We start from the raw sequence: 23,564 nt of genomic DNA, 5'->3' as shown, positions 1-23,564 counted from the left end.
ATCCAGAACCGTTCCCGAGCAACGCGCGTCTATCCGGTGACTCGGACGGACCCGGCGACCTCGGCGCCCCGGCTCCGGGCACCGTGCCGCTTCAACCAGTGCCGGGCGGCCCAGCGGACCAGCATCAGGTACTGGTCGGGCTGCCCCTGGCCGCCGTTCAGCACGCCGTAGGCGTAGGCGACGATGTACTCCTTGTACAGCGCGGCCAGCCGCCCGGTGAGGACGAAGCGGACCGGGGAGTCGTCGCCGCGCACGAACTGGACCAGACCGTCCCGCCGCCCCAGGCTCACACACTGGAAAAGGTCGGCGAACGGCGGGAGATCCGGTTCGTCCCCGCGCACCCGCGCGGTGACCGCGTCGGCGGCGGTCCACCCCATGGGCAGCCCCATCGCGCAGGACATTCGCTGGGGATCGCCGTGCACGCCGACCACGTGCGCGGCGTCCCCCACCACGTACACGTCGGGGTGGGAGACCGAGCGCTGGTCGGTGTCGACCACGGCGCGGCCGTCCCGGTCCACCGTGAGCCCGGCCTCGGCGGCCAGGGTCGCCACCCCGAAGCCCGCGTTGCAGACCACGAGGTCCGCGTCCACCCGTGATCCGTCGGCCAGGCGCAGACCACGCGGGTCCACCTCGGCCACGGAGACGCCTTCGCGGGCGCTCACCCCCAGACGGCTCAGGACGCGGTGGACGTGGGCGCGGCCGCGCGGGCTGAGGTCGTCGGCGACCCGTCCCCGGGTGAGGAGGAGCACGCGCAGTCGGGGATGGCTCTCGGCGATCTCGGTGGCCGTTTCCACTCCGGTGAGCCCGCCTCCGACCACGGCGACGCCGCGCGGGGCGTCCTCACGAATGCGTCGGGCCAGGGCCCGGGCAGATCCCAGCGAGGCGGCGTTGTGGGTGTGTTCGGCGGCCCCGGGAATCCCGCCCGACCCGGCGTCGCTGCCGAGGGCGTACACCAGCGTGTCGTAGCCGAACTCGCGCTCCTGCTCGGTTCGCCCTTCCCGTCCTTCCTGCCCTCCAGCACGTACCCGGACGGTGCGCCGCCCGGTGTCCACGTGCTCGACCCGACCGAGGACCAGGTCGATTCCGGTGCCGTCCAGTGAGGCGGCCAGGGGGTACACGCCGACGTCCTGCCCGGCGGCCACCTGGTGCAGCCGGACGCGTTCGACGAAGTCGGGTGCTGCGTTGACCAGGGTGATGTGGGCGTCGAGTGCGTCGCGGCGGATGTTGTGGGCGGCCCTGCCGGCCGCGGCCAGTCCGGCGTAGCCCGCGCCGAGCACCAGGATCTCGTGGGTCATGGGTTCTCCTCATCCAGCTTCCGAGCGGTGTTGATCCACATGACGGGACGGGAGCCCAGGAACGTGACATCCCGAACCCGTGGCGGGGATCACAAATAGGCACAAGGGATCGGCATAGCGGCGTTTTCCGGTTTTCGACCTCGCGTCACGGGACAACCACAATCAACCCAAGAGTCCATATTTTGAGACAGAAGTTCCACATAGTGTCCACGGCGGTTGACATCCACCCGTAAACCCGCACTGACCTGGAAAGAACTTCCAATGACGGACGTCGCCGAAGACACCCCGGCACCGAAACGGCCACAAGCCGAGACGGCCGAGCCACCGACCAAGCCGAAGCGGAAGGTCCTCACGGCGAGCCTCGTGGGCACGTCCATCGAGTTCCACCTGCCTCGCCCGACAGTGCTCCGGCATTCATGCCGGAGGTGAATCGGACCCGAACCTGCGCCCGCCCGTCAGAACGGGTGTTTCTGGTCCTCGATGTAAGCGCGCAGCACACTGATCGGCGCCCCTCCGACCGATCCGGCGAAATAGGACCCCGACCACAACCGGCCGCCCCACAGGTACTGGTTCACATGAGTGCCGTACTCCTTGCGCAGCAACCGGGACGACACCCCTTTGAGGCTGTTGACCAGCTTGGACAGCTGCACCTTGGGCGGGTAGTGCACGAGCAGGTGGACATGGTCGTCCTCGCCGTTGAACTCGCCCAGCTCGGCCTCGAAGTCCCCACACACCTGCCGCATGATCTCCTCGCACCGGGCGAGCATGGCGCCAGTCAGAGCGCCACGCCGATACTTCGTGACGAAGACCAAATGGACATGAAGGTCATATACGACCTGCCTTCCGGTGCTTATATCGGGGTTCAGTTCCCATCGTGGTGACATAAACCAATGCTCCGGTGATGGGTGTGAGCACCAACGCCACCCTCAAGCGGCACACTGGGCACCGCGCCCGGCTGGCACTGTCGCCTGAGCAGGTGTCGGTGCTCGATGACCAGGCACACGCCGCCCGCACCCTGTGGAACCTGTTGCACGCGTGGTGGACCATGGTCGGTGAGAACCGGCGGGTGGATCTGAAGGACGCCGACGCCGCGATCAAGCAGGCCCGCACCGAGATCGACTTCCTTAAGACCCTTCCCGCCCAGGCCGCTCAGGCCGTGCTCAAGACCTACTTTCAGGCATGGCGCAACTGCTGGGACGGACGGGCGCAAGAGCCCGCCTTCAAGTCCCGCATCCGGTCGCAGATGTCGGTGGACATCCCCCAGGGCCGGGATCTGCGCATCCAACGAGTGCACCGCCGGTGGGGGATAGTGAACATCCCCAAACTGGGGCGGGTCCGCTTCCGCTGGACCAAGGACCTGCCCGTGGGCAAACACGCCAACGCACAGAACCGTGTCACCGGGGCGCGCCTGGTCAAGGACGCCCTCGAGTGGCACATCACCTTCCGTGTCCAGACCCTGGAACCGGCGCCAGAACCGCACCCCGGCCCGGAGGTGGGTATCGACGCCGGGATCGCCGTCCCCCTCGCTCTGTCCGACGGCACCACCTACGACCACCACCGCCCGCGCACCGATGAGGACAGTGGCGCGGACCGGGACAAGTGGCTCGACCAGAGCGAGAAACAGAAGCTGGTGCGCCTGGAACGCCGGGCCGCCCACCAAAGGAGCTTCCGTGCACGCGGGGAGAGGACTTCCCGGCGTCTGGCGCGGACCTACGACCAGATCAAGGCGCTCCTCGCAAAAGCCACGCGCAGGCACCTGGACTGGCAACACAAGACCACCACTGACATCGCCGACCGGTACGGCACTGTCGTGGTGGAGGCCTTGGACATCACGAACATGATCCGCTCCGCCAAGGGCACCGTCGAGGAGCCCGGCAAGCGGGTCCGCCAGAAGGCAGGGTTGAACCGGGCCATCGGCCAGGAGGCCTGGGGACGAACCGTCACCCTGTTGGGTTACAAGCTCGCCCAGCACGGCGGCGCCCTGTACAAGGTCCCGGCGCCGGGAACCTCGCAGCGGTGCTCAGAGTGCTTGGAGACCACTCCGGGCAGCCGGGGGTCCCAGGCCGTGTTCGTGTGCAAGAACCCCACGTGCGGCTGGTCGGGTAACGCCGACCACAACGCCGCACGCAACGTTCTTCACCTGTTTAGGGCGGGCCACGTGCTCGTCCCGGCTGCCGGGAGGGCAGTCGTTAGGCGCGCTGGTCGCGTCAAGCCCACCACCGCGAGGTAGGTGGGAATCTCCCGGCTTCAGCCGGGAGAACACTTCAACTGATGACCGTGTTCTCCCTGGGCTTCGGCACCGACCCGGAGACCGGCCTGGGCTACGAGCGCACCGATTTCCTGGTCTTCCTGCTCATCGGTGTCGTGTTCTTCGGAGTGTTCACCCCGATCTCCGGACTGCTCGCCGACAAGTTCGGCCGCAAGCCCGTCCTGATCACGGTCACCAGCGCGATCATCGTGTTCGGCTTCGCCATGGGCCCGCTCCTGGGCAGCGGCAGCACCGTCGGAATCCTGACCATCGAGCTACCCCGGCTTCGTTCACTCAAGGTGATCGGGGCGGAGCTGCTTGGCGAAGGTTCCCGGGTAGTGCGGGATGATCCCCTCCATCTCAGGAAGAGCTGACGCAGATCGCGACTGTGCCTTCGGACCGGGACCTTCCGTGTGCTCTGTGAGCACGAAGGACCCTAGTGAGAAGGGCCCTTAGACTCTTGTCAGTGGCGACGATACAGCTAGGAGAACTCGCTGTTCAGGGAGGGTGAATCGGGGCACCTCGGAGTTGTGGAGGCGGCCACCGAGTCGGGAAACTCGGGCCTACACTCAGTGGCAGCCCCTAGACAGCAGCCGGAGAGAGTCCCCATGCGTGAGACAGACGGCGATCCGAACGACCACCTCGGGCAGGACCGTCTGTCGCTGCCCCAAGTGCGCCTGGACGACCTGCTCGACGAGGTCCGGTCCCGGATGTCCGAGATCTCCCGAACCCAGGAGCGCATCCACTCGCTTCTGGAGGCCGTCGTCTCCATCGGGGAGGGCCTGGAACTCGAACCCCTGCTGATGCGGATCACCGAGACCGCCACCAGTCTGGTCAAGGCCAGGTACGGGGCGCTCGGGGTGATCGGATCCGACGGGAACATGAGCCGGTTCATCCCCGTGGGCCTGGAACCGCACGAGATCGCGTGCATCGACCACTGGCCCAAGGGCGAGGGCATTCTCGGTCTGCTCATCAAGGAACCCGCACCCCTGCGGTTGCGAGACGTGCGCGACCACCCCGAGTCGCGCGGGTTCCCCGCGGGGCACCCACCCATGCACACCTTTCTGGGAGTGCCGATCCGGATCCGCGACCAGGTCTTCGGCAACCTTTACATGACCGACAAGACCGACGGCGCGGAGTTCACCGGCGACGACGAACTCCTGCTGCGGGCCCTGGCCACCGCGGCGGGCACCGCGATCGAGAACGCGCAGCTCTTCGCGCAGACCCAGAGCCGGGAGACCTGGCTGGACGCCTCCGGGCAGATCACCACCCGGCTGCTGTCCGGCGCGGCCCCCGAGGAGGTCCTGCGACTGGTCGCGCGGCGGGCCCGGCTGATGGCGCACGCCGACATCGCCGTGATCGCCATGCCCGGCGAGGAGCCCGAGACGCTCACCGTGCGCGTGTGGGACGGCCCCGAGGACCAGTGTGAGTCCCTGGCAGCCGGGGCGCGGGGCGCGACTCTGACCCGGGAGGCCGAGACCCTGCTCGGCCGGGTCTACCTGAGCGGGACCCCGGTGCGCACCGACGTCTCCGAGTTCGAGCACCTCGGCGTCGGCTTCCTGACCCGGATGGGGGTGGGCCCGGTGCTGGTACTGCCCTTCGGCCCGCCCGACGGAGCCCGGGGCGTACTGGTGCTGGCCCGCGACCGGGACCGGGAGCCCTTCCAGAACAGCTGGCTGAGCATGCTGTCGTCGTTCGCCAACCAGGCCGCGGTCGCCCTGGAGCTGGCCGAGGCGCGGCTGGACTCCGAGCGGCTGAGCGTGCTGGAGGACCGGGACCGGATCGCCCGGGACCTGCACGACACGGTCATCCAGCGCCTGTACGCCACGGCCATCACCCTGATGGGTACCGTGCGGCGGATCGACGACTCCACCTCGTCCCGGCGCGTGCAGGGGGCGGTGGACGACCTGGACGACACCATCCGGCAGATCCGGTCCACGATCTTCGCCCTGCAGAGTTCCGCGGAGGACGACTCGTCGTGGCTGCGCTCCCAGGTGCTGGAGGTGGTCAACACCGCCTCGGAGACCCTGGGGTTCGCGCCGCGGCTGCTCACCCAGGGGCCGGTGGACAACGCGGTGGACGAGCGGACCGGCGAGCATCTGGTCCCGGTGCTACGCGAACTGTTGTCCAACGCGGCCCGCCACTCGGAGGCCACCTCGGTGGACGTGGAGCTGTCGGTCGGCGACGGCCAGGTGGTCCTGCGGGTGTCCGACAACGGCCGCGGCATCCAGGAGGGGGTGAACCGCAGCGGTCTGCGCAACACCGCCTCGCGCGCCGAGGAGCTGGGCGGGGCGATGTCGGTGGTCTCGGGCCCCGGCGAGGGCACCGTGGTCGAGTGGTCGGCACCGATCCGGCACTCCACCGAAGACGAGTCCGCTTAGACGCGTGGGCCCTCAGCCCCGTGCGGCGCCGAAGGGCTTCAGAGCGTGAGCAGAGTGGAGACGACAGCGAGGGCGGGGATGACCCCCTGAGCCATCGCGGCACGCATCTTGCGGCTGTCCCGGGTGACCAGGACGAGGGCAGCGGCGGCCATGGATCCAGTGCCTGCCAGGATCAGGGCGATCCCGGCAGCGGGGATTGTCGGCCACAGGACCAGGCCGACCACGGTGACGATCGCCAGAAACAGGTTGTAGAAACCCTGGTTGTAGGCGAGTTCGCGAGTTGTCTCAGCTGCTTGCGCGGACATCCCGAAGGTTCTGCGCGTGCTCGGCGCGGTCCAGCGGAACGACTCCAGGAAGAAGATGTACACGTGGACCAGCGCGGCGACCGCGACCAGGACGACGGCGACCAGGTTCATCGGGCTACCTCGGTTCGCGGCGGAGAAAGGATCCGCTCACTCTGCCCTATCCAGCCCGGCTACTCAAACGTGACACGTGCCGAAGCACTGTCGTGGCCGTGTCACACCAGTGAACCCGCACACGGGACAGCCGGGGTGTTCCCCGAAACACCCCCAGCCGTGGCGCGTACAGGTCAGGCGCTCTCGTTCATGGACAGGCGCACGGCGTAGGCGGCCGCCTGGGTACGGCGGGCCATGCCGAGTTTGGCCAGGACGCGGGAGACGTAGTTCTTCACGGTCTTCTCCGCCAGGTACATCCTGGCGCCGATCTCCCGGTTGGTCAGGCCCTCACCGATGAGCTCCAGGACGCGCTTCTCCTGATCGGTGAGCTCGCTCAGCGGATCCTTGCGCCCGGCCTCCTCGCGCAGGCGTTTGAGCATGCGCGTGGTGGACTCGGGGTCGAGCAGGGAGCGCCCCTGGGCGACCGTGCGAACGGCACCGACCAGGTCGGTTCCGTGGATCTGCTTGAGGATGTAGCCGGAGGCCCCCGCCATGACGGCGCCGTAGAGCGCTTCGTCGTCGGAGTAGGACGTGAGCATGAGCATCCGTGTGTTCGGGAGCATCGAGCGGATGTCCCGGCAAACCGTGACACCGTCCCCGTCGGGGAGCCGCACGTCGAGCACGACCACGTCGGGTTCGAGTGCGGGGACCCTGGCCAGGGCCTGCGCGGCGGTTCCGGCCTCGCCGACCACCTCGATGCCGTCCTCGTCGTCCAGGAGGGAACCGACCCCTCGTCGGACGATCTCGTGGTCGTCCACCAGGAACACCCTGATCGCTTTGTCGCCGCCCATCAGGTGCCGCACCTCCTCAGCGCTGGATGTGGTGACCTGAGGCGGTCTGGCCGCCCTGGGTTGTGGGTAAACCGTCCCTGCCCATTGTGAGGCAACTGAGAACGGGCCGCGGCACGTCCCCGGGGTCGGGCCCCGCGGCCTCCGCTGTGCGCCTTGACGGTGCACCTCCAGCCTAGGCGTCGATGCTTGCCACCGTATGAGGCGAACGTCCCTTTCTGTTTGAGGCGAGTGTCCCGGCGGGTAATGCGCAAGGAAGGACCTTCGCCACCGATTCAGGGACTCGTGGCTGCTGCCTTCGCGGGCGCGACCAGCAAGGATGGCGAGGGCAGGAACAGAAGGCACCAATCTTCGGGGGGCTTGTGATGGCTGGAACAAGCGGTGCCGATGCGTCGGCGCACGGGCGGGACTGGGTCGTGGGGCCGACCTCGCCCCCGGAGCAGCGGCAGTCCGCCGACGCAGGGGGAGGCGCCGAGCAGCTCGGCGAGGACGAGCGGCTGCTGATCGGTACCGACCTGGCTGACAACGAGCGGGCGAGGTTCACCGTTCTGGAGCGCCAGACCTGCTTCAACCTGATGTCCACACGGGACATCGGGCGGGTGGCGTTCACCATCGAGGGGGACGCCGCACCGACGGTGCTCCCGGTCAACTACACCCTGCTCAACGACACCGTCATCTTCCGGTCCACGCTGGCCGGAACCATCATGCGTTACGCGCGGGGATACGCGGCCTTCCAGGTCGACCACTTCGACGACGAGCGGCGGGAGGGGTGGAGCGTGCTGGCCTCCGGACGCTGCCGGTGGGTCCGTGACAGCGGAGAGCTGGAACGCATCCCCCAGGGCCGGCTGCCCCAGCCCTGGGTGGAGGGCCCGCGCGACCAGGTTCTGAAGATCACCCCGGCCAGGCTGACCGGGCGGGAGATCCACCGGTCCTGACCGGTTCCCGCCAGTTCCTGTCACAGGTCTGGCTGAGGTCCGGCGGACGCAGCGGCCCGCGCCGTGGACGGACGGCGCGGTGGACAGATGTGGTCACCGGGCCTTTGGTGTTTTTGTCCGCTGTCGGGGTATCGGTGGCGGCATGGGAGCGCAAAACCCGTCTCATCGCCGGTGTGTCCCTCAGCCACACTCATGCCGCGCGGAGAGCATCACCACGTGCGACAGCGGTCACCAGTACCACCAAAGTCCCAAGTCCGTCACGAGGGCAGGTTCACCGGTGGTCCCGGCGGACGCGCGGTGAGGCACGGATGGGGCCGGGTGGTCCTGGGAGTGGGCGCGGCGGTCACCGCAACCGCCTTCACCGTATCCGGCGCTCCACTGCTCCAGCGGGCCACGGCACTGACGCTGCCGCCGTCTGCCGCTCCTATGCAGCCTCCAGAGGCCGATTCCCCCGGCGAACTGGACGTGGGCGTGCTGTCCTCGCGTCCGGAGACCGTCATGGGCGGAACCGTCCTGGTCCGGGTGGCTCTTCCTGCCCCGATCGAGCCCCATCAGGTGCGACTGCAAGCAAACGGCACCGATGTCACCGAGTCCCTGCGCCCCGTCTACCTGCCCGGCGACGGCCACGTGCTGGAGGGTCTGGTCAAGGACCTGCCCGAGGGAAAGAGCACGCTGACAGCCTGGATCCCCGATTCCGTCGCCGAAGCTGAGAGCCCCGACTCACCCGCACCCGCCCGGGTCGTGGTCACCAACCACCCGGGCACCGGCCCGGTGTTCTCCGGCCCGCACCAGAAGCCGTTCATCTGTCAGACCGAGGACTTCCGACTCGCCTGGGAAGGCCGACTGGGTGCGCCGACCGACGAACACTGCTCGGTGGAGACCGCGGTGGGGTACGTGTACCGCAGCACCGGCGGCGGTTTCGCCCCGCTGCCCGAGGGCGGTCGCCTGCCCTCGGACGTGGCCACCACCGTCACCTCCACCGGCGAGGAGGTCCCGTACACGGTGCGGGTGGAGACCGGAACCGCCAACCGGGCCGTGTACGAGACGGCCGTCCTGCACGACCCGCGCGAGCCCGGGCCCGACCCGTGGATCTCGCCCGAGGGCTGGAACCGGCGCCTGGTGTACAAGTTCGGCGGCGGCTGCCCGGGCGGCTGGTTCGTCCAGGGGAACCGGACCGCCGGGGTGCTGGACCACGGCATGCTCGCCCGGGGGTACGCGGTGGCCTCCGCCTCGCTGAACGTGTTCGGCACCAACTGCGACGACCTGCTGGCGGCCGAGACCATGAACGCGGTCAAGGAGAAGTTCGTCCTCTCCCACGGGGTCCCCGACCACACCCTGGGCTGGGGCGCCTCCGGCGGCGCCTACCAGGCACACCAGATCGCCGACAACTACCCGGGGCTGCTCGACGGGATCGTGGTCTCCCAGAGCTACCCGGACGTGGGGTTCTCGACTGTGCCCGCGGTCAGCGACGCCCTCCTGCTGCGCTCCTACGCCGAGGCGCACCCGAGCGCCCTGACCAGGGAGCAGCAGCGAGCGGTGTCCGGGTTCGGCACCTGGGTGGGCATCGGCGCGATGGCCGACGCAGCGGCCCGGATCGACCCGCAGGGGGTGTGCCCGGCCGCTCTGCCCGCCGAGCAGCGCTACCACCCCGAGGACAACCCCGACGGCGCCCGCTGCGACGTCTTCTCCCACGCACGCAACGTCTACGGCACGGACCCGGACACCGGCCTGCCCCGGCGCCCGCTGGACAACGTGGGAATCCAGTACGGACTGGCGGCGCTGCTGGACGGCACCCTGGACGTCGACGAGTTCCTGCACCTGAACGAGCACGTGGGCGGGTTCGACCAGGACGGCCGGGTCGTCCCCGAACGCACCACGGGCGACGCGGAGGCGATTGCGGCCGCCTACGCCAGCGGGCGGCTGCTGCACACCGGCGGCGGGCTCGCCGACATCCCGATCGTGGACCACCGCCCCTACCAGGACCACGCCGCGAACGGCGACATCCACATGCGCTACCACTCCTTCAGCACCCGCGACCGGCTGCTGGCCGCCAACGGCACCGCCGACAACCACGTGATGCTGGTGGAGGCGCACCGGAGCGGCGTGTTCTCCGCCGACCAGCCGGTGGCCGGGCGCGCCCTGGCCGAACTGGACGCCTGGGTGACCGCGGCCTCCGAGAGCGCCCGCGCCTACCCGGGCGGGGCCCCGATCGAGCATCTGCGCCAGGCCCGCCCGGAGTGGCTCGCGGACTCCTGCTGGATCGGGGACGAACGGGTGGTCACCCCACAGCTGCCGCTGCCCGGCGGGCAGGGTGACCGCTGCGCGAACGCCTTCCCCACGTACGGGTCACCGAGGATCGCGGCGGGCGGTCCGCTCGCCTCCGACATCGTCAAGTGCCGCCTGACCGGCTTCGACGAGACCGCCTATCCGGTGGAGTTCGACGAGGATCAGGCCGAGCGCGCCCGGGAGGTGTTCGCGGCGGGGGTGTGCGACTGGTCGGAGCCGGGCGAGGGCCAACGGCCCCCGAAGGGTCCGTGGCAGTTCTTCTGAGGCGCCGCGCCTTGTGAAACACCGCGCCTTCTGAAGCGGCTCCGGGCGCAGCCTCCGGGGACGAGTAGAGCCTGGAGTCGTTCGTGGTACCCCGCTGGCCCAGCGGCCCCGTCGCCGTGGGTCCCATCGCCCTCATCCGCCCCGCGGGGAAGCTGATCTGCCCGGGCCAGCGATCGACTTTCGCTGATCGATTGAATTTTCCAAATCCATCTGCCAACCTCAATTCATGGCCGACAACGAAAGATCCACCCCTCGCGACGCCACCACGACCGCCCCCGGCCCTCTGGGTAGTGCCTACTGGCGGCTGTGGACCTCCTCCGGGCTCTCCAACCTCGCCGACGGCGTGCTGAAGGTGGCTCTGCCCCTGCTGGCGCTGCGTTTCACCGAATCCCCACTGCTGATCGGCGGGGTCGGCGTCGCCCTGAGCCTGCCCTGGCTCCTGTTCGCCCTGCCCGCCGGGGCCCTGGCCGACCGGTTGGACCGGCGTTGGGCGATGCTCGGCGCCAACACCGTGCGCGGCGCCCTGGTCCTCGCCCTGTTCCTCGGCCTGAGTCTCGACCTCGGGTCGATCTGGCTGATCTACGCGGTCGCCTTCCTCCTGGGCACCACCGAGACCCTCTACGACACCACCGCGCAGTCGATCCTGCCCCAGCTCGTCCGCCGCGACCAGCTCTCCCGGGCCAACGGTCGCCTGTACGGGATGGAGATGGCCGCGAACGAGTTCGTCGGCCCTCCCCTGGGCAGCGCCCTGGTCGCGGTGGGTATGGCCCTGGCCCTGCTCACCCCCGGAGCGCTGTGGCTCGCCGCCGTGGGCGCGCTGCTCCTGGTCCGCGGCCGGTTCCGGGTCACCCGCACCGGGCCGCCCACCGGTATGCGTGCCGACATCGCCGAAGGGGTGCGGTTCCTGTGGTCCCACCGCGTCCTGCGCACCTTCGCCGTGCTGGCCGGGATCTCCAACTTCGCCCTGAGCGCGGTGTTCACCCTGCTCGTGGTGTACGCGGTGGGCCCGGGCTCCCCGATGGGCCTCACCGAGGCCGCCTTCGGCCTGCTGTTCTCCGCGTTCGCCGCGGGCAGTCTGGTCGGAGCGTTCGTCGCCCCGTGGTGCGAGCGGGTACTGGGCCGGTCCCGCGTCCTGTGGCTGTCGGTCCTGCCGTTCGCGCTGCTGGCTCTGGCCCCGGGGCTGACCGCCAACGTGTGGCTGGTGGGGCTGGGATTCGTGGTCGGCGGGGCCGGGATCATGGTGTGGAACGTGATCACCGTGTCCCTGCGCCAGCGTATGGCCCCGGGCGCCCTGCTGGGCCGGGTGAACAGCGTCTACCGGCTCCTGGCCTGGGGCACCCGGCCCCTGGGCGCGGGCGTGGGCGGTCTGCTCGCGCAGTTCCTCGGCACGCAGACCATGTTCGTCGTCATGGGGCTGCTGATCCTCACTCTGCTGGTCCCGCTGCTGCGGATCGACGAGGCCGCCCTCGACGCCGCCGAGAGCTCCGGGGATCCCTCAACGCACTAGATGTACTGACCTGAGAGGGGAGCTTTTTCGGAGCTCCTGCGCCCACGTCGAAGGGCGTCGAGGATCGGTGGGTGCGGGCGCGGGGCGACTCCCCCACGGACCGAAACCCGACCAGCAGCCTGTCCGGTGCCTCCGAAACCCCCATATTCCCCGTGATCTTGCTACCAGAGGCTAGTTCGGCGCCGAACTAGCCTCTGGTAGCAAGATCTACTGGTCCACCATGGTGGGTGTCGGGAGGGTTTCGACGGGAGCCGCCCGACAGCGGGGCTGGGGTGACTCAAGCAAGATCTGTCCCACGTGGACCTTGTCGTGACCTGTCCACCAGCGCTCGCAGGCCAAGGCCCTGGCCGCGGGAGTGACCTTATAGAAGCCTGTGCAGCCGATAACTCACAGTAGATCTGTCCCCCGGGCCAGGGCCCTGGTAGTCGTCCCGTTCCTGACCAAGAGGAAGCAGGACACCACCATGGTGACAGTGGGTATCGACCCGCACAAGGACATGCACCAAGCCGTCGCGCTGGCCCAGGACGGCACCCGCCTGGGCAGGGCCAAGAAGGTCCAGACGGGCCCCGAGGCCCTGGGCCAGCTCTTGACCTGGATCCGCGCCCTGGCCGGAAACGGCCCGGTGCTGTGGGCCATCGAGGGCGGCCCCGGGCTGGGCCGGGCCATCGCTGACGCCCTGCTGGGAGCGGGCCAGGAAGTGGTGTGGGTGCCGCCGCGCGCCATGGCCGCCCACCGGAAGCTGAGCGGGCCGGTGGGCGCCAAGTCCGACGTGATCGACGCGGTGGCCATCGCGCGTGCGGCCCTGGCCACCCCTGACCTGGCCCGCCACCGGATCGACCCGCAGGTGCGGCAGGTGCGTGCGCTGGTGGGCCTGCGCCAGAATCTGACCGATCAGCGTGTGGCCCTGACCAACCGGGTGCTGGCGGCGGTGCACATCGAGTTGGACCACCGCCTGGGCAAGGGGGCGTTGAAAACCCGGGCCAAGGTGGGTCGGGTGCGTGCTCTGGTGGAGGGGGCCGAGCTGGACGAGGTGGCGCGGTGGGTGCTGCTGGAGCAGCTGGAGGAGATCCACACCCTGTTCGTGCGTGTTGTTGAGGTGGAGCGGCGTCTCAAGGAGCTGGTGGAGCCGTTGGCGCCGAACTTGTTGGGGATTCGTGGTGTGGGTGTGGTCTGGGCTGCGGTGTTGCTCTCGCAGGTGGGGGATGTGTCGCGGTTTGCGACCTCGGCGAAGATGGCGCGGTGGGCGGGGAGCGCGCCGATTCCGGTGTTTTCCTCGGGGCGGGATCGGCATCGGTTGCACCGGGGTGGGAACCGGCAGGTGAACCGGGCGTTGCACTCGATCGGGGTGGTTCAGGTCCGGTTGGGTGAGCCGGCTCGGGAGTTCGTGCGTTCCCGGGAGGAGGCCAAGGGCACCAAGGGTGCGTATCGGGCTTTGAAGCGGCATTTGGCGGATGTGGTGTATCGGGCGATGGTCGCTGATCAAGTGGTGAGAGGGCGGGCTGAGGTCTCTCTTCAGCCCGCCACTTGACATAGAAGCGTCATCCCGGGAGAGGGGACTAAGCGTCCGGGGATCGGTACAGCAGGAACGCGCCGCCGTGGACGGGACGGTCCAGGCGCTGGTCGTCGGAGGCCACGTACTCGTCGAGGACGGCGAGGATGCGCCGGTCCAGCTCGGCCACTTCCTCGTCGTTCAGGTGCAGGGCGAACCTGGCGTAGGTGCGCACCGCCTCCGGCCCGGCCTCGTCCAGTTCATCGGTCAGGGCGGTGATCGGGGAGGTTCGCTCCTCCGATGGCAGGTCCTGGAGCGGGCCGTCGAGCCACCAGGACTCGTCGGTGGCGCGGTAGGGCTTCTCCAGGGCTCCGCTGGCCCCGGTGCGGACCGGTGCGGCCGTGAGCAGACCCGCGTTCAGCAGTGTGCGCACGTGGTGGAGCACGGTTCCGGGGTTGGTGTCGAGGCGGTCGGCGAGCTCACGGTTGGTGAGTTCCCGGGTCAGGCACAGCCGCAGGATGCGCAGGCGCAGCGGGTGGCCGAGGGCCTTGGCCTCGCGCGCGGTGGCCGGGCGGCGTCTACGGGGGACGGAGGCGGGTTCCCGTTCGGATTCCTGGTCGGCCGGTTCTGCCATGGGGCCAGGCTAACCGATCGAGCAATCGATCGAGGAACCTCGGGCCGGAAACCGGTGGACGCTGCCGGGCCGGGCGGCGAGGATGGCCGCGTGACACACTCCGACAGCCCCGACGCCGCCCCCTCCCCCGCTTTCGAGAACGATTCCGACGACGTCGAGGTCCTGGAGGGCGGGAACGTCTCCGACCAGGTCCTGCGGATCGGCGCCACCGTGCGCAAACCCTGGCTGCCCTCCTCCCCCGCCGTGACCTCCCTGCTGCGCTACCTGCACATGCGCGGCTACTCCGGTTCTCCGATCACCTACGGTCAGCGGCCCCGGGGCTACCAGCGACTGGCCTTCGTCCCCGGTACCCCGGCCGACCGGATGCCGCCCATGACCGCCGACGAGCTCCACGAGTTGGGCGCGATGGTCCGTCGGCTGCACGACCTCACCGCCGACTACCGCCCCGCGGCCGACGCGGAGTGGGAATCGGTCTTCCCGCCGGAGGAGCCCGAGGTCATCTGCCACAACGACCTCGCCCCGTGGAACCTGGTCCGCGACCCCGGGGGCGGCCCCGCGTCCTGGTGCCTCATCGACTGGGACGGCGCCGGACCGGCCAGCCGGACGGGCGAGCTCGGCTACGCCGCGCACGGGTTCGTCCCCCTGCACGAGGGAGGGGACCCCGAGGCCGACGGGCTGCGGCTGCGGGCGCTGGCCGAGGGCTACGGCTGTGACGCGGAACAGCGCCGGGCGCTGCCCGGGGCCGCGCTGCGGCGGGTGCGCGCCATGTTCGAGATCCTGGAGGAGGGCGCGCGGACCGGTCGGCAGCCCTGGGCCCGCCTGCACGCCGAGGGGCACGCCGACCACTGGGGCGCGGCTGCCGCCTACATCGAACGCCACCAGGAACTCTGGTGCGGGATACTGGCCGTTCAGGCGGGGCGGTCCCACACGAACGCCGCCGAGATCGGGTAGCCGCGGAACCGTTCCCACTTGGGTTTGGCCGCCACCCAACCGTCGTCCACGACCGCCTCGTTCAGCTCCGCCAACCGCCATCCGCTGGCCAGGGCGGCGCGCACGTGGTCGCCGATCAGGTGCACGTGGGTGGTGATGGCGACCTCCTCACCCGAGGCGTCGGTGAAGTGGGTGGGCATCCCCGAGGCCATGATGAACTGCGGGTGGTAGGCGACCAGCACACAGCGGCCTCCCGGTTTGGTCAGCCGCCAGGCCTCGGCGTAGAAGGGTACGAGGTCGGGCAGGTGCTCGTCGATGAGCGAGGCGATGACCAGGTCGTAGGTGTCGCCCGGCAGGCCGGTGGCGCGGACGTCGCCCTGGGTGAGGGTGTCGTGGGCGCCCCGCTTCTCGGCCAGGGCGAGCATCCCGGCGCTCAGGTCCACCCCGTCGACGTGTTCCACCTCCCGGCCGCGCAGCCAGGCCCCGGTGCGGCCGGTGCCGCAGCCCAGGTCGGCGGCGCGGCGCGCCTGGGACCAGTCGGGGGCGGTGAGTCCGTCCAGGAGCGCGAGGTCCATGGCGTCGAGCACGGAGTCCTCGTAAGTGCTGGACCAGCCGTCGTAGCCGGTGGCCACGTCGACGGTCCGGTAGCGGCGGGTGTCGAAGTCGGAGAAGTTCGGCATGGGGCCGAGTATCGCGCGGCCGATGGCGAGCACGCGACCGGATTTCCCGGGAACGCGGGGTGGTCGGGACAGCCGGAAAACCCGTTGCCCCGCCGGTGGCGGCTGGCCTAACGTTCTGCCCATGGCAGCTTTCGCGGCGATCTTCGAGGGCCAGCACGCCTGGTCCAGGATCGCTTACACGTACACCCGTCTCCGGTCCGCCCCGCTGGGCCGGTAACCGAGCCCCTCCGAGCGCACCGCCGTTTCCGTACCCCGTTTCCCGGGTGCGATGTCGGCGGTGCCAGGGGCTCGTGCCAGACGTGAATTCGTAGACGCGTACCGGTCCAGGTTCCGCCGACGTCCTCTTTTCCTTCGGACGGGCGACCAGGGGCCTCCCATGGCACAAGCGCGCACCCTCCCCGGGTGAGGCGCCCCTTCGTGCTGCCCGTCCGCGTCAGCCGCCCCTCGGGGTGACAGAACGGACCACGCATGGCACGCCGCACTCCCCGAAACCAGAGCTCCGCCTCCCGCAACGACCGCTCGGCCAACCGTTCAGAGAACTGCGGCAACCGCCGCCGCGGCAACCGGCGGCGCCTGTCGCAGAACTTCCTCAACGACCCCGGAACCGCCCGCTGGGTGGTGCGACTGGCCGGATTGGCCCCCGACGACCTCGTGGTGGAGGTCGGTCCCGGCGACGGCGCCATCACCCGGTTCCTCGCCCCGGCGGCCCGGAAGGTGGTCGCCCACGAACTCGACCCCCGGCTGGCCGCGCGGCTCGCCGACCGCTACCGGGACCCGGCCCTGGGCGTGCGGGTGGTGCACGGCGACTTCACCCGCGCGCACCCGCCGCGTGAGCCGTTCGCGGTGGTCGGCAACATCCCCTACTCGCGGACCGCTGACATCGTCCGCTGGTGTCTGGAGGCCCCGGAACTCACCTCGGCCACCCTGATCACCCAGCTGGAGTACGCGCGCAAGCGCACCGGCGCCTACGGCAGGTGGAGCAGGTTGACCGTGCTGACCTGGCCGTGGTGGTCCTGGCGGCTGGCCGGACGGATCAGCCGGGACCGCTTCCGGCCGGTGCCGCGCGTGGACGCCGGGGTCCTGGTACTGCGCAGGCGCGGCGAAGCCCTGGTGCCATGGGAGCGCCGGGGCGAGTACCGGCGCATGGTCGAACTCGGCTTCGGCGGGGTCGGCGGTTCACTGTCCGCATCGCTGCGCCGCGAACATCCGACCGCGCGGGTGGCGGCTGCTCTCCGAGAGGCAGCGATCGCACCGGACGCACCGGTGGGGCTGGTGGCCCCGGACCAGTGGGTGGTGGTGTTCCGGGTCCTGGCCGGATGAGGCCCCGCTGGGGACCGTGAAAGCGGGACGCCTCACCTAGCGTGGGGATATGAGACGAATATTCCCTTACACGCTGGTTCTGCCGATCCTGCTCGCCGTCGCGTGCGGCACCACCGAAGAGGTGGCCCTGGACCCGCCGAACGCGGACGGGGGCGCCACGGAAACGGAGACCGCAACGGAGGACCCCGCCGATGAGGACTCCCCGGAGGAGGAAGGCGCCGGGGACCCACCGGAAACGGCTGGTTCCGGACACGAGTACGCCTTCGGTGAGGGCGCCGCCTTCCCGTACCCGGTGGGTGCCTACGAGCACGAGTACCAGGACGGGGTCGAGGAGGACGTCGTCTACACGGTGGACGACGTCGTCCTCGGTGCCCCCGGGCAGGTGGAGTTCACTCTGACCGTGGAGGTCCCGGACCTGGGACGGGTCTTCGGAACCGCGTTCCTGGAGGCGCGGTGCTCCTACGGCGAGCACACGGTCTCCGCCACCGCAGGGGAGCCGTTCGGGGAGCTGGAGGCCGGGACCCACAGCACGGACATGGTGTGCGACCTGCCCGAGTCCCCTGACTCCGTGCTCGTCTCCGTGACCCACGGTTTGGACGAGGCGCACTTCCGGGGGCCGGTGGAGTAGGCGGCTCCGGTGTTCACACCCGCAGCACCGCGAAGGACTCCCCCGGAACGCTGACCGCGGTGCCGTCGATCCGCGGGCCGCCGTTGGCGAGCAGGAGTTCCCCGGGGGCCGCGTCCAGCTCCACCCGGGTCTCTTCGAGGCCGAGGTTGCAGACCAGGCGCAGCGAACCGCGGGTCAGCACCAGTGTGCGGCCGTCCTGGCTGGCGCGGACGGCGAACCGGTCCAGGCGCGGGTCGCAGAGTTCGGGTTCGGCCCGGCGCAGGGCGATCAGGGCGCGGTAGGTGTCCAGGACCAACTTTCGCGGCTCGTGCCCGGGTTCGGACCAGTCCAGGACCGCTCTGTCGCGGGTGGCCGGGTCCATGGGGTCGGGGATGTCCTCCTCGGCCCAGCCGAGGGCGGCGAACTCGCGGCGGCGGCCCTTGCGCACCCCCTCGATGAGTTCGGGGTCGGTGAACGAGGCGAAGAACGGCCAGGGGGTGGTGGCCCCCCACTCCTCGCCCATGAAGATCATCGGGGTGTAGGGCGAGCAGAGGACGAGGGCGGCGCCGCAGGTGAGCAGGCCGGGTGAGAGGTGTTCGCCCATGCGGTCGCCGCGGGCACGGTTGCCGATCTGGTCGTGGGTGCTGAGGTAGCCGAGGAAGCGGCTGCCCGGGACGAGGGCGGTGTCCACCCGGGCCCCGTGCCTCCTGCCGCGGAAGGTGGACCGGGTGCCGTCGTGCCAGAAGACGCGCCGCAGGGTCTCGACGAGGACCTGGGGGCCGTCGAAGTCGGCGTAGTAGCCGTGTTTCTCGCCGGTGAGGGCGACGTGCAGGGCGTGGTGGAGGTCGTCCGACCACTGAGCGGTCATCCCGAGCCCGCCCGCCTCCCGGGGCAGGACGGTGCGCGGGTCGTTGCGGTCGGACTCCGCGATCAGGGAGAGCGGACGGCCCAGACCGGCGGCCAGGGCGTCGGCCTCGGCGGAGAGTTCGGGCAGGATCGGCACGGCCCGGTCGTCGCGCAGGGCGTGCACCGCGTCCAGGCGGAGCCCGTCCAGGTGGTAGTGGCGCAGCCAGTCCAGGGCGCCGTCGACGACCAGCCGCCGGACGGGGTCGGAGTCGGGTCCGTCCAGGTTGAGCGAGGGCCCCCAGGCGTTCTCTCCGCAGAAGTAGGGGCCGAAGCGCGGCAGGTAGGCGCCGGAGGGGCCGAGGTGGTTGTAGACCACGTCCAGCAGGACCGCGAGGCCCCGGCGGTGGCAGGCGTCGACGAACCCCTTGAGGGCGTCGGGGCCGCCGTAGGGTTCGTGGACGGCGGCCCACAGGACCCCGTCGTAGCCCCAGCCGTGGGTGCCGTCGAAGGCGTTGAGCGGCATCAGCTCCACGTGGGTGACGCCGAGGTCGACCAGGTGGTCGAGGCAGTCGACGGCGGCGGTCAGGGTCCCCTCGGGGGTGAAGGTGCCGACGTGGAGTTCGTAGATCACCCCTCCGGCGAGCGGGCGCCCGGTCCAGTCGCCGTCCGCCCAGGCGTGGGCGGCGTGGTCGTACACCCGGCTGGGTGCGTGCACCCCGTGGGGTTGGTGCAGGGAACGCGGGTCGGGCAGGGGCTGGGAGTCGTCGTCGAGGAGGTAGGCGTAGTCCGAGCCCGGTCCGGCACCCGCGACCTGGCCGTGCCACCAGCCGTCGGGGGCGCGTTCCATGGGGTGGTCGGTTCCGTCGACGCGGACCCGTACGCGGCGGGCCTGGGGCGACCAGACCGAGAAGTCGCCGTGTACGCCGAGTCCGGGGGTGGCGGGCCGGGTGGGTTGGGTCACCAGTTCGTTCACGCGGGGTGACCTACCCCGGGCCGGGCCGGACCGAACCGTCCCCGGCGATGGCCCTGTCGGGGCTCGTACCCGGACCACACCCGCACGGGACCCGGATCGGTGGTGCGGGACGGTGATCGCTAAGGTCCTACGACATGACCCCGAGTGACGACGCCCCCGCACGACCTCCGGTGCTCCTCCCGGAGGACTATCTCGATCGCCTGCCCTGGGGGCCCATCGGCATCGTGTTCGCCCTCCTCGCCCTGCCCCCGGTGGTCGTGGCGGTGCTCCTGTCGGTGGCGGCGCCCTGGTTCCTGTCCCACCACGGGGTACTCATCAACGGCGAACCGCACCTGTACGCGCCATTGGAAGAGTTCCTGCCCGGTTGGGCGCGGTTGGTCGCGCTCGTCGTGCTGTTCGTGCTGGTGGCCTACTCCTGGACGGCGGCGGTGGGCTTCCAGAGCCTGGTCCACAACGGCCGGCCCCGGCCGTTGCGCACCGCCCTGCGCGACGCGATCAGGACGCTACCTGCCACGGTGGTGGCGTTCACGGCACCGGTGGGCCTGTATCTGTTGCTCTCCCAGGCACTGTCCCCGGTGTGGGCCGTGCCGGTCTGGTCACTGCTGTTCGTCGCCCTGCCACCGCTGTGGTTCCCCCTCGCCGGGGTCGCCCTCGGCCCGGGCGCGTGGCGCGAGGCCCTCTCGGTCCTGCTCCGCCGGCCCCTGCGGCGGGGATGGATCCTGTGCCTGCTCGCTCCGCCCGCCACCCTCGCGGTGGTCGAGATCGGCTTCGACCGGGTGACGGGCCCCGGCGGCGCGATGTTCGTGCTGGCCCTGGCGGTGGCCGGTCTGACCCTCTCCGCGCGAGCGCTCACCCTGGCCGCGCTGTTCCACCGAGACACGGACCGATTCGAGCAGGGAACCCTGCCCGGGCCCGGCGAGCCCGGTGAGGACGGCGAAGAGGACGACAAGGTCGGCCCCGGCGGGCATGCCCTCGTCACAGGCCCGGTCCCGATCCGGAGCTGGGCACCGACGGCCTTGGCCGGGGCAGTCCTGGTCTGGCTGTGGGTCCCCGTTCCCCTGTTCGAGCGCACCGTGAGTGACGGCCCCTGGGACGTCCCCCGATACGACCAGTGGTCTACAAGCGCGGGCAAGAACCCGCTCAACGAGCCCTCTCTGCTGCTCGCACCGGACGGGTCAGTGGTCGTCCTGGGCTCAGATACGGCCCTGTGCGCCCCCTCCGAAGAGTGCGATACCTCCGGTGAATCGAACACCAACGGGCCGACGATGATCACCGACGACGGTCTGCGCTCGGTAAGGCTTCCCAACTCTGAGGACGATCCGCCCGGATCCGTGATCTGGGAGAAGGACGGCTGCGGCGGGAAGAAGGGCTGCCTCGACGACGACGTACTCCTCCTCACCCCGAGCGAGGCCGACAGCAATCAGGAAGCGGCTGAGGACTCCGCGGACGGCGATCGGACCATCTGGGACTGGCAGGACAACACCCAGGTCTGGATGGAAGAGGGAGACGGGCGCGCTCACGTGGTCAGCGCCGTCCCCTCATCAGACTCCGATGAGGCGACGCTCACCCTGTTCGTGTGCCAGAACGCCCGTTGCAGCCATTACTCCGCCACGGGGCTGACGGACACCGCCGAGTACTTCTGGAGCAGATCGGGTTTCCCGAGCACCGTGTACGGCGGACTCGTCGACATCGCGGTCGCCCCGGACGGCAGCGCACGCGTGAGCGTTCACAACCCGAACTCCGGCGCCCTCACCCTGTACTCGTGTGCGGGGACCAAATGCGCCGAAGTGACCGAGACCGACCTCGTCCCAGCCTCCGACGTCACCCGGACCTCGGACCTGAACTACCGGCGGCACGCCGGTGCACAGGTACGGGTACGCCCCGACGGCACTCCGGCCATCGCCTACCGGGATACCCGGGACGGGGCGGTCCGCTTCCTGGACTGCGCCGACGAGCATTGTGAGCGCTTCACATCCGAGGAGGTGTTCGGCCCCGGCTGGAACCGGCCCGCCCCGGCCATGGACCTCGACCCGCAGGGTCTGCCCCGGCTGCTCGGACACGACCTGGAGTCACGCACGATCGAGTACGTGAGCTGTACCGACGCCTCCTGTGCCGAGACGGAGTCGGCGACGGTGGGGTCGTACCCGGCCGCCCCGGGGTGGGTGGCGCTGCGGGTAGACGATCGGGGCCGACCGGTGATGGCGTGGCTGCGCCTAGGCGAGGAGAAACAACCGGACTCCGCGGAAGTGCTGCGTTGCGAGGACTCCGCATGCTCGGCCCTGGTACCCGCCGACCGGCGTTGAACCCCGCAGCCCGGCCGGTCACCAGCCGGCTCGGAATCGGTTGGGCCGACTATCCGTCAACCTCCTCGTCGGCCAAGCCGATTATTTGCTGGCCTGATCGCATGCCGGTCCGACCAGCAGGCATCCTGAGTGTCACTCGTCCAGGTTGACCGTATAGAGCCGAGGCCGCTCACAAGGAACTCCCTGGTACCCGCTCTGGGCGCCGAGCTCGCCCACGCCGTCGGGGGCACAGGCCAGCGCCATGGCGAACTCGTCGGTCCGCAGGAGCCCGTAGGTGCCCAGCCCCACCGGTCCTCCCCGATACCCTCCGGTTTCGACCCACGAGGTCATCCGATCCTGGTCACGGCCGGTGCGGGCTTCTCGCCGCGGTGTCACCTCTGCCAGTGACTCGACCTCGGTGCCCTCGGCCAGCGGCTCTCCGGTGGCCGCGTCCAGGAGCGTCCCGTTCAGGTGCCTGAAGGCTGGCCCGGAGCGTGTCTCCACCGGGGTCAGGCCACCCCGCCTCGCTTCGCCCTCCCACAGGAACTCGTCGTCGGCGAAATCGTAGGCGTACTGCACCCCGGCCTCTTCCGAGTTGAGCACGACGTAGCCGTCAGGATGAACGCCGGACAGCGTCGAAGATCTTCGCAGCCCTTCGAAGCCGTCCGTAATCAGGTGTTCGAGTTCTCCGGTGTGCACGTCGACCCGGACGAACCACCCGGTCGACCGGTGCAGGGCCAACAGGTCGGAGTCGCGCCCGACAGTCCAGGTGAGGTAGGCGTGGGGACCGTAGGCGCCCACGTATTCGAGAACGTCATTCTCGGTGTCTTCTTCGGGGTCGTCCTGTCCGAGCCCGGTCCAGACGACCTCGCCCCGGTCCAGGTCGATCGAGGTGAACAACGGATTCCGGTCACCGCTGCGGAAGAGGGCGTGGCCGTCCACCACCGAGGTCAGCGTTCCCAGGCGATGCGACGTCCGCACCACCGTCTCCACCTCCCCGTCATCGGGGTCCACCACCACCAGCGCTCGCTCGAAGCGGGCGAGCAGGGCGTCCCCGGAGTGGTGGAGGGCGCTCAACCCGGTGTGCAGGAAGGTTTCCCTGTCCAGGGCCTCCCCCAGGTCGACCCGCCAGCGCTGTTCACCGGTGGTGGCGTCCAACGCGCGGAACCGGGTGTTCTCCGCATACACCACTGTGCCCTGACCCTCGATCTCCACGGCGGCGAACCGGCCTGCTCCGGGCCACGAGATGCCCTCCAGGCTGTGCGCACCGGTGTCCGCGTGGTGCAGGCCCAGGGGTTCGTACGTGTTGGCCCGCAGCAGGTAGGTGCCCTCCAGCGGCAGCGACCAGCGCAGTTCGCCGTTCTCAAAGCATTCGTCGGCGCGTTCGCCTCGGCACAGCAGATCCTCATCCGGGCTGATCGCGGAGGGCTCGGAGTAGTAGGACTCCTGAAAGGCGACCAGGCGCTCCTCGATCGGGTCCTCGGAGGTACCGGCATCCGCCGTGATGTCGGGGGCCACCGCACAACCGGACAGCAGTACGGGCAGCAGGAGGAGGCAGAAACGGCGCATGGCGGGCAGCCTACCGAGCGTGTTCACACGCCGCTGCCCCGGGAAGGACCTGTTGCGTGCGAACAGGGCGGGCCC

General features: G+C 70.1%; 19 protein-coding genes. 11 read left to right on the top strand and 8 right to left on the bottom strand.

The genetic code is table 11. The features are described 5' to 3' along the window. Positions 1–29: 29 nt before the first annotated feature. Both NE857_RS15945 and tnpA read right to left on the bottom strand, forming a co-directional pair. Positions 30–1,295, bottom strand: a complete 1,266-nt coding sequence (locus NE857_RS15945; RefSeq protein ID WP_254421720.1) for an NAD(P)/FAD-dependent oxidoreductase — start codon at positions 1,293–1,295, stop codon at positions 30–32. A 455-nt stretch (positions 1,296–1,750) separates the two neighbouring features. After that, positions 1,751–2,179: an IS200/IS605 family transposase gene (gene tnpA / locus NE857_RS15940; RefSeq protein WP_254421719.1), complete on the bottom strand. Its 429-nt coding sequence runs from the start codon at positions 2,177–2,179 to the stop codon at positions 1,751–1,753. Between the two features lie 23 nt (positions 2,180–2,202). Between tnpA and NE857_RS15935 the strand changes: the two genes are divergently transcribed. The 3 genes from NE857_RS15935 to NE857_RS15925 all read left to right on the top strand — a co-directional run bounded on the left by NE857_RS15935 (position 2,203) and on the right by NE857_RS15925 (position 5,924). Continuing rightward, positions 2,203–3,525 (top strand): RNA-guided endonuclease InsQ/TnpB family protein, encoded by a 1,323-nt coding sequence (locus tag NE857_RS15935; protein ID WP_254421718.1) that lies wholly within the window; start codon positions 2,203–2,205, stop codon positions 3,523–3,525. Positions 3,526–3,566: 41 nt separating this feature from the next. Beyond that, on the top strand, positions 3,567–3,917 hold the full coding sequence (locus tag NE857_RS15930; protein ID WP_344012946.1) for a hypothetical protein: 351 nt from the start codon (positions 3,567–3,569) through the stop codon (positions 3,915–3,917). A gap of 234 nt (positions 3,918–4,151) precedes the next feature. Next, complete coding sequence (locus NE857_RS15925) at positions 4,152–5,924, top strand: sensor histidine kinase (RefSeq protein WP_254421717.1); 1,773 nt, start codon at positions 4,152–4,154, stop codon at positions 5,922–5,924. Between the two features lie 38 nt (positions 5,925–5,962). On the opposite strand, the gene NE857_RS15920 is transcribed toward NE857_RS15925, so the two are convergent. Together NE857_RS15920 and NE857_RS15915 are read right to left on the bottom strand one after the other, a co-directional pair. Next, positions 5,963–6,340, bottom strand: a complete 378-nt coding sequence (locus tag NE857_RS15920; protein WP_254421716.1) for a DUF1304 domain-containing protein — start codon at positions 6,338–6,340, stop codon at positions 5,963–5,965. A gap of 173 nt (positions 6,341–6,513) precedes the next feature. Beyond that, positions 6,514–7,170, bottom strand: a complete 657-nt coding sequence (locus tag NE857_RS15915) for a response regulator (RefSeq protein WP_254421715.1) — start codon at positions 7,168–7,170, stop codon at positions 6,514–6,516. A gap of 362 nt (positions 7,171–7,532) precedes the next feature. Between NE857_RS15915 and NE857_RS15910 the strand changes: the two genes are divergently transcribed. From NE857_RS15910 to NE857_RS15895, 4 genes are all read left to right on the top strand, one after another. After that, on the top strand, positions 7,533–8,102 hold the full coding sequence (locus NE857_RS15910; RefSeq protein ID WP_254421714.1) for a pyridoxamine 5'-phosphate oxidase family protein: 570 nt from the start codon (positions 7,533–7,535) through the stop codon (positions 8,100–8,102). A 297-nt stretch (positions 8,103–8,399) separates the two neighbouring features. Continuing rightward, complete coding sequence (locus tag NE857_RS15905) at positions 8,400–10,652, top strand: DUF6351 family protein (protein WP_254421713.1); 2,253 nt, start codon at positions 8,400–8,402, stop codon at positions 10,650–10,652. Between the two features lie 226 nt (positions 10,653–10,878). Beyond that, positions 10,879–12,159: an MFS transporter gene (locus NE857_RS15900; protein ID WP_254421712.1), complete on the top strand. Its 1,281-nt coding sequence runs from the start codon at positions 10,879–10,881 to the stop codon at positions 12,157–12,159. A gap of 463 nt (positions 12,160–12,622) precedes the next feature. Continuing rightward, positions 12,623–13,687: an IS110 family RNA-guided transposase gene (locus NE857_RS15895; protein WP_254416724.1), complete on the top strand. Its 1,065-nt coding sequence runs from the start codon at positions 12,623–12,625 to the stop codon at positions 13,685–13,687. A gap of 28 nt (positions 13,688–13,715) precedes the next feature. Here NE857_RS15895 and NE857_RS15890 read toward each other — a convergent pair whose 3' ends face one another. Further along, a complete protein-coding gene (locus NE857_RS15890) occupies positions 13,716–14,282 on the bottom strand; it encodes a helix-turn-helix domain-containing protein (RefSeq protein WP_254421711.1) in 567 nt (188 codons plus the stop codon). Positions 14,283–14,372: 90 nt separating this feature from the next. Between NE857_RS15890 and NE857_RS15885 the strand changes: the two genes are divergently transcribed. After that, positions 14,373–15,233 carry a phosphotransferase enzyme family protein gene (locus tag NE857_RS15885; RefSeq protein ID WP_254421710.1) on the top strand — a complete coding sequence of 287 codons (861 nt, stop codon included), beginning with the start codon at positions 14,373–14,375 and terminating at the stop codon, positions 15,231–15,233. Here the strand turns inward: NE857_RS15885 and NE857_RS15880 are convergent. Further along, positions 15,191–15,892, bottom strand: coding sequence for a class I SAM-dependent DNA methyltransferase (locus NE857_RS15880; protein ID WP_254421709.1), 702 nt, complete (start codon positions 15,890–15,892; stop codon positions 15,191–15,193). The genes NE857_RS15885 and NE857_RS15880 overlap by 43 nt on opposite strands. A gap of 468 nt (positions 15,893–16,360) precedes the next feature. Between NE857_RS15880 and erm the strand changes: the two genes are divergently transcribed. Together erm and NE857_RS15870 are read left to right on the top strand one after the other, a co-directional pair. Continuing rightward, on the top strand, positions 16,361–17,212 hold the full coding sequence (gene erm, locus NE857_RS15875; RefSeq protein WP_254421708.1) for an ErmE/ErmH/ErmO/ErmR family 23S rRNA (adenine(2058)-N(6))-methyltransferase: 852 nt from the start codon (positions 16,361–16,363) through the stop codon (positions 17,210–17,212). A 49-nt stretch (positions 17,213–17,261) separates the two neighbouring features. Beyond that, complete coding sequence (locus tag NE857_RS15870) at positions 17,262–17,840, top strand: hypothetical protein (RefSeq protein WP_254421707.1); 579 nt, start codon at positions 17,262–17,264, stop codon at positions 17,838–17,840. A gap of 13 nt (positions 17,841–17,853) precedes the next feature. On the opposite strand, the gene treZ is transcribed toward NE857_RS15870, so the two are convergent. Beyond that, complete coding sequence (gene treZ / locus NE857_RS15865) at positions 17,854–19,638, bottom strand: malto-oligosyltrehalose trehalohydrolase (protein WP_254421706.1); 1,785 nt, start codon at positions 19,636–19,638, stop codon at positions 17,854–17,856. 134 nt (positions 19,639–19,772) lie between these two features. Between treZ and NE857_RS15860 the strand changes: the two genes are divergently transcribed. Continuing rightward, entirely contained in the window at positions 19,773–21,941 is a 2,169-nt protein-coding gene (locus NE857_RS15860; RefSeq protein WP_254421705.1) for a hypothetical protein, read from the top strand. Positions 21,942–22,073: 132 nt separating this feature from the next. On the opposite strand, the gene NE857_RS15855 is transcribed toward NE857_RS15860, so the two are convergent. Continuing rightward, positions 22,074–23,489 (bottom strand): outer membrane protein assembly factor BamB family protein, encoded by a 1,416-nt coding sequence (locus tag NE857_RS15855; protein WP_254421704.1) that lies wholly within the window; start codon positions 23,487–23,489, stop codon positions 22,074–22,076. Between the last annotated feature and the right edge of the window lie 75 nt (positions 23,490–23,564).

The organism is Nocardiopsis exhalans (assembly GCF_024134545.1).
GTDB classification, from domain to species: domain Bacteria; phylum Actinomycetota; class Actinomycetes; order Streptosporangiales; family Streptosporangiaceae; genus Nocardiopsis; species Nocardiopsis exhalans.
This window is presented reverse-complemented; position numbering and strand designations above follow the sequence as displayed.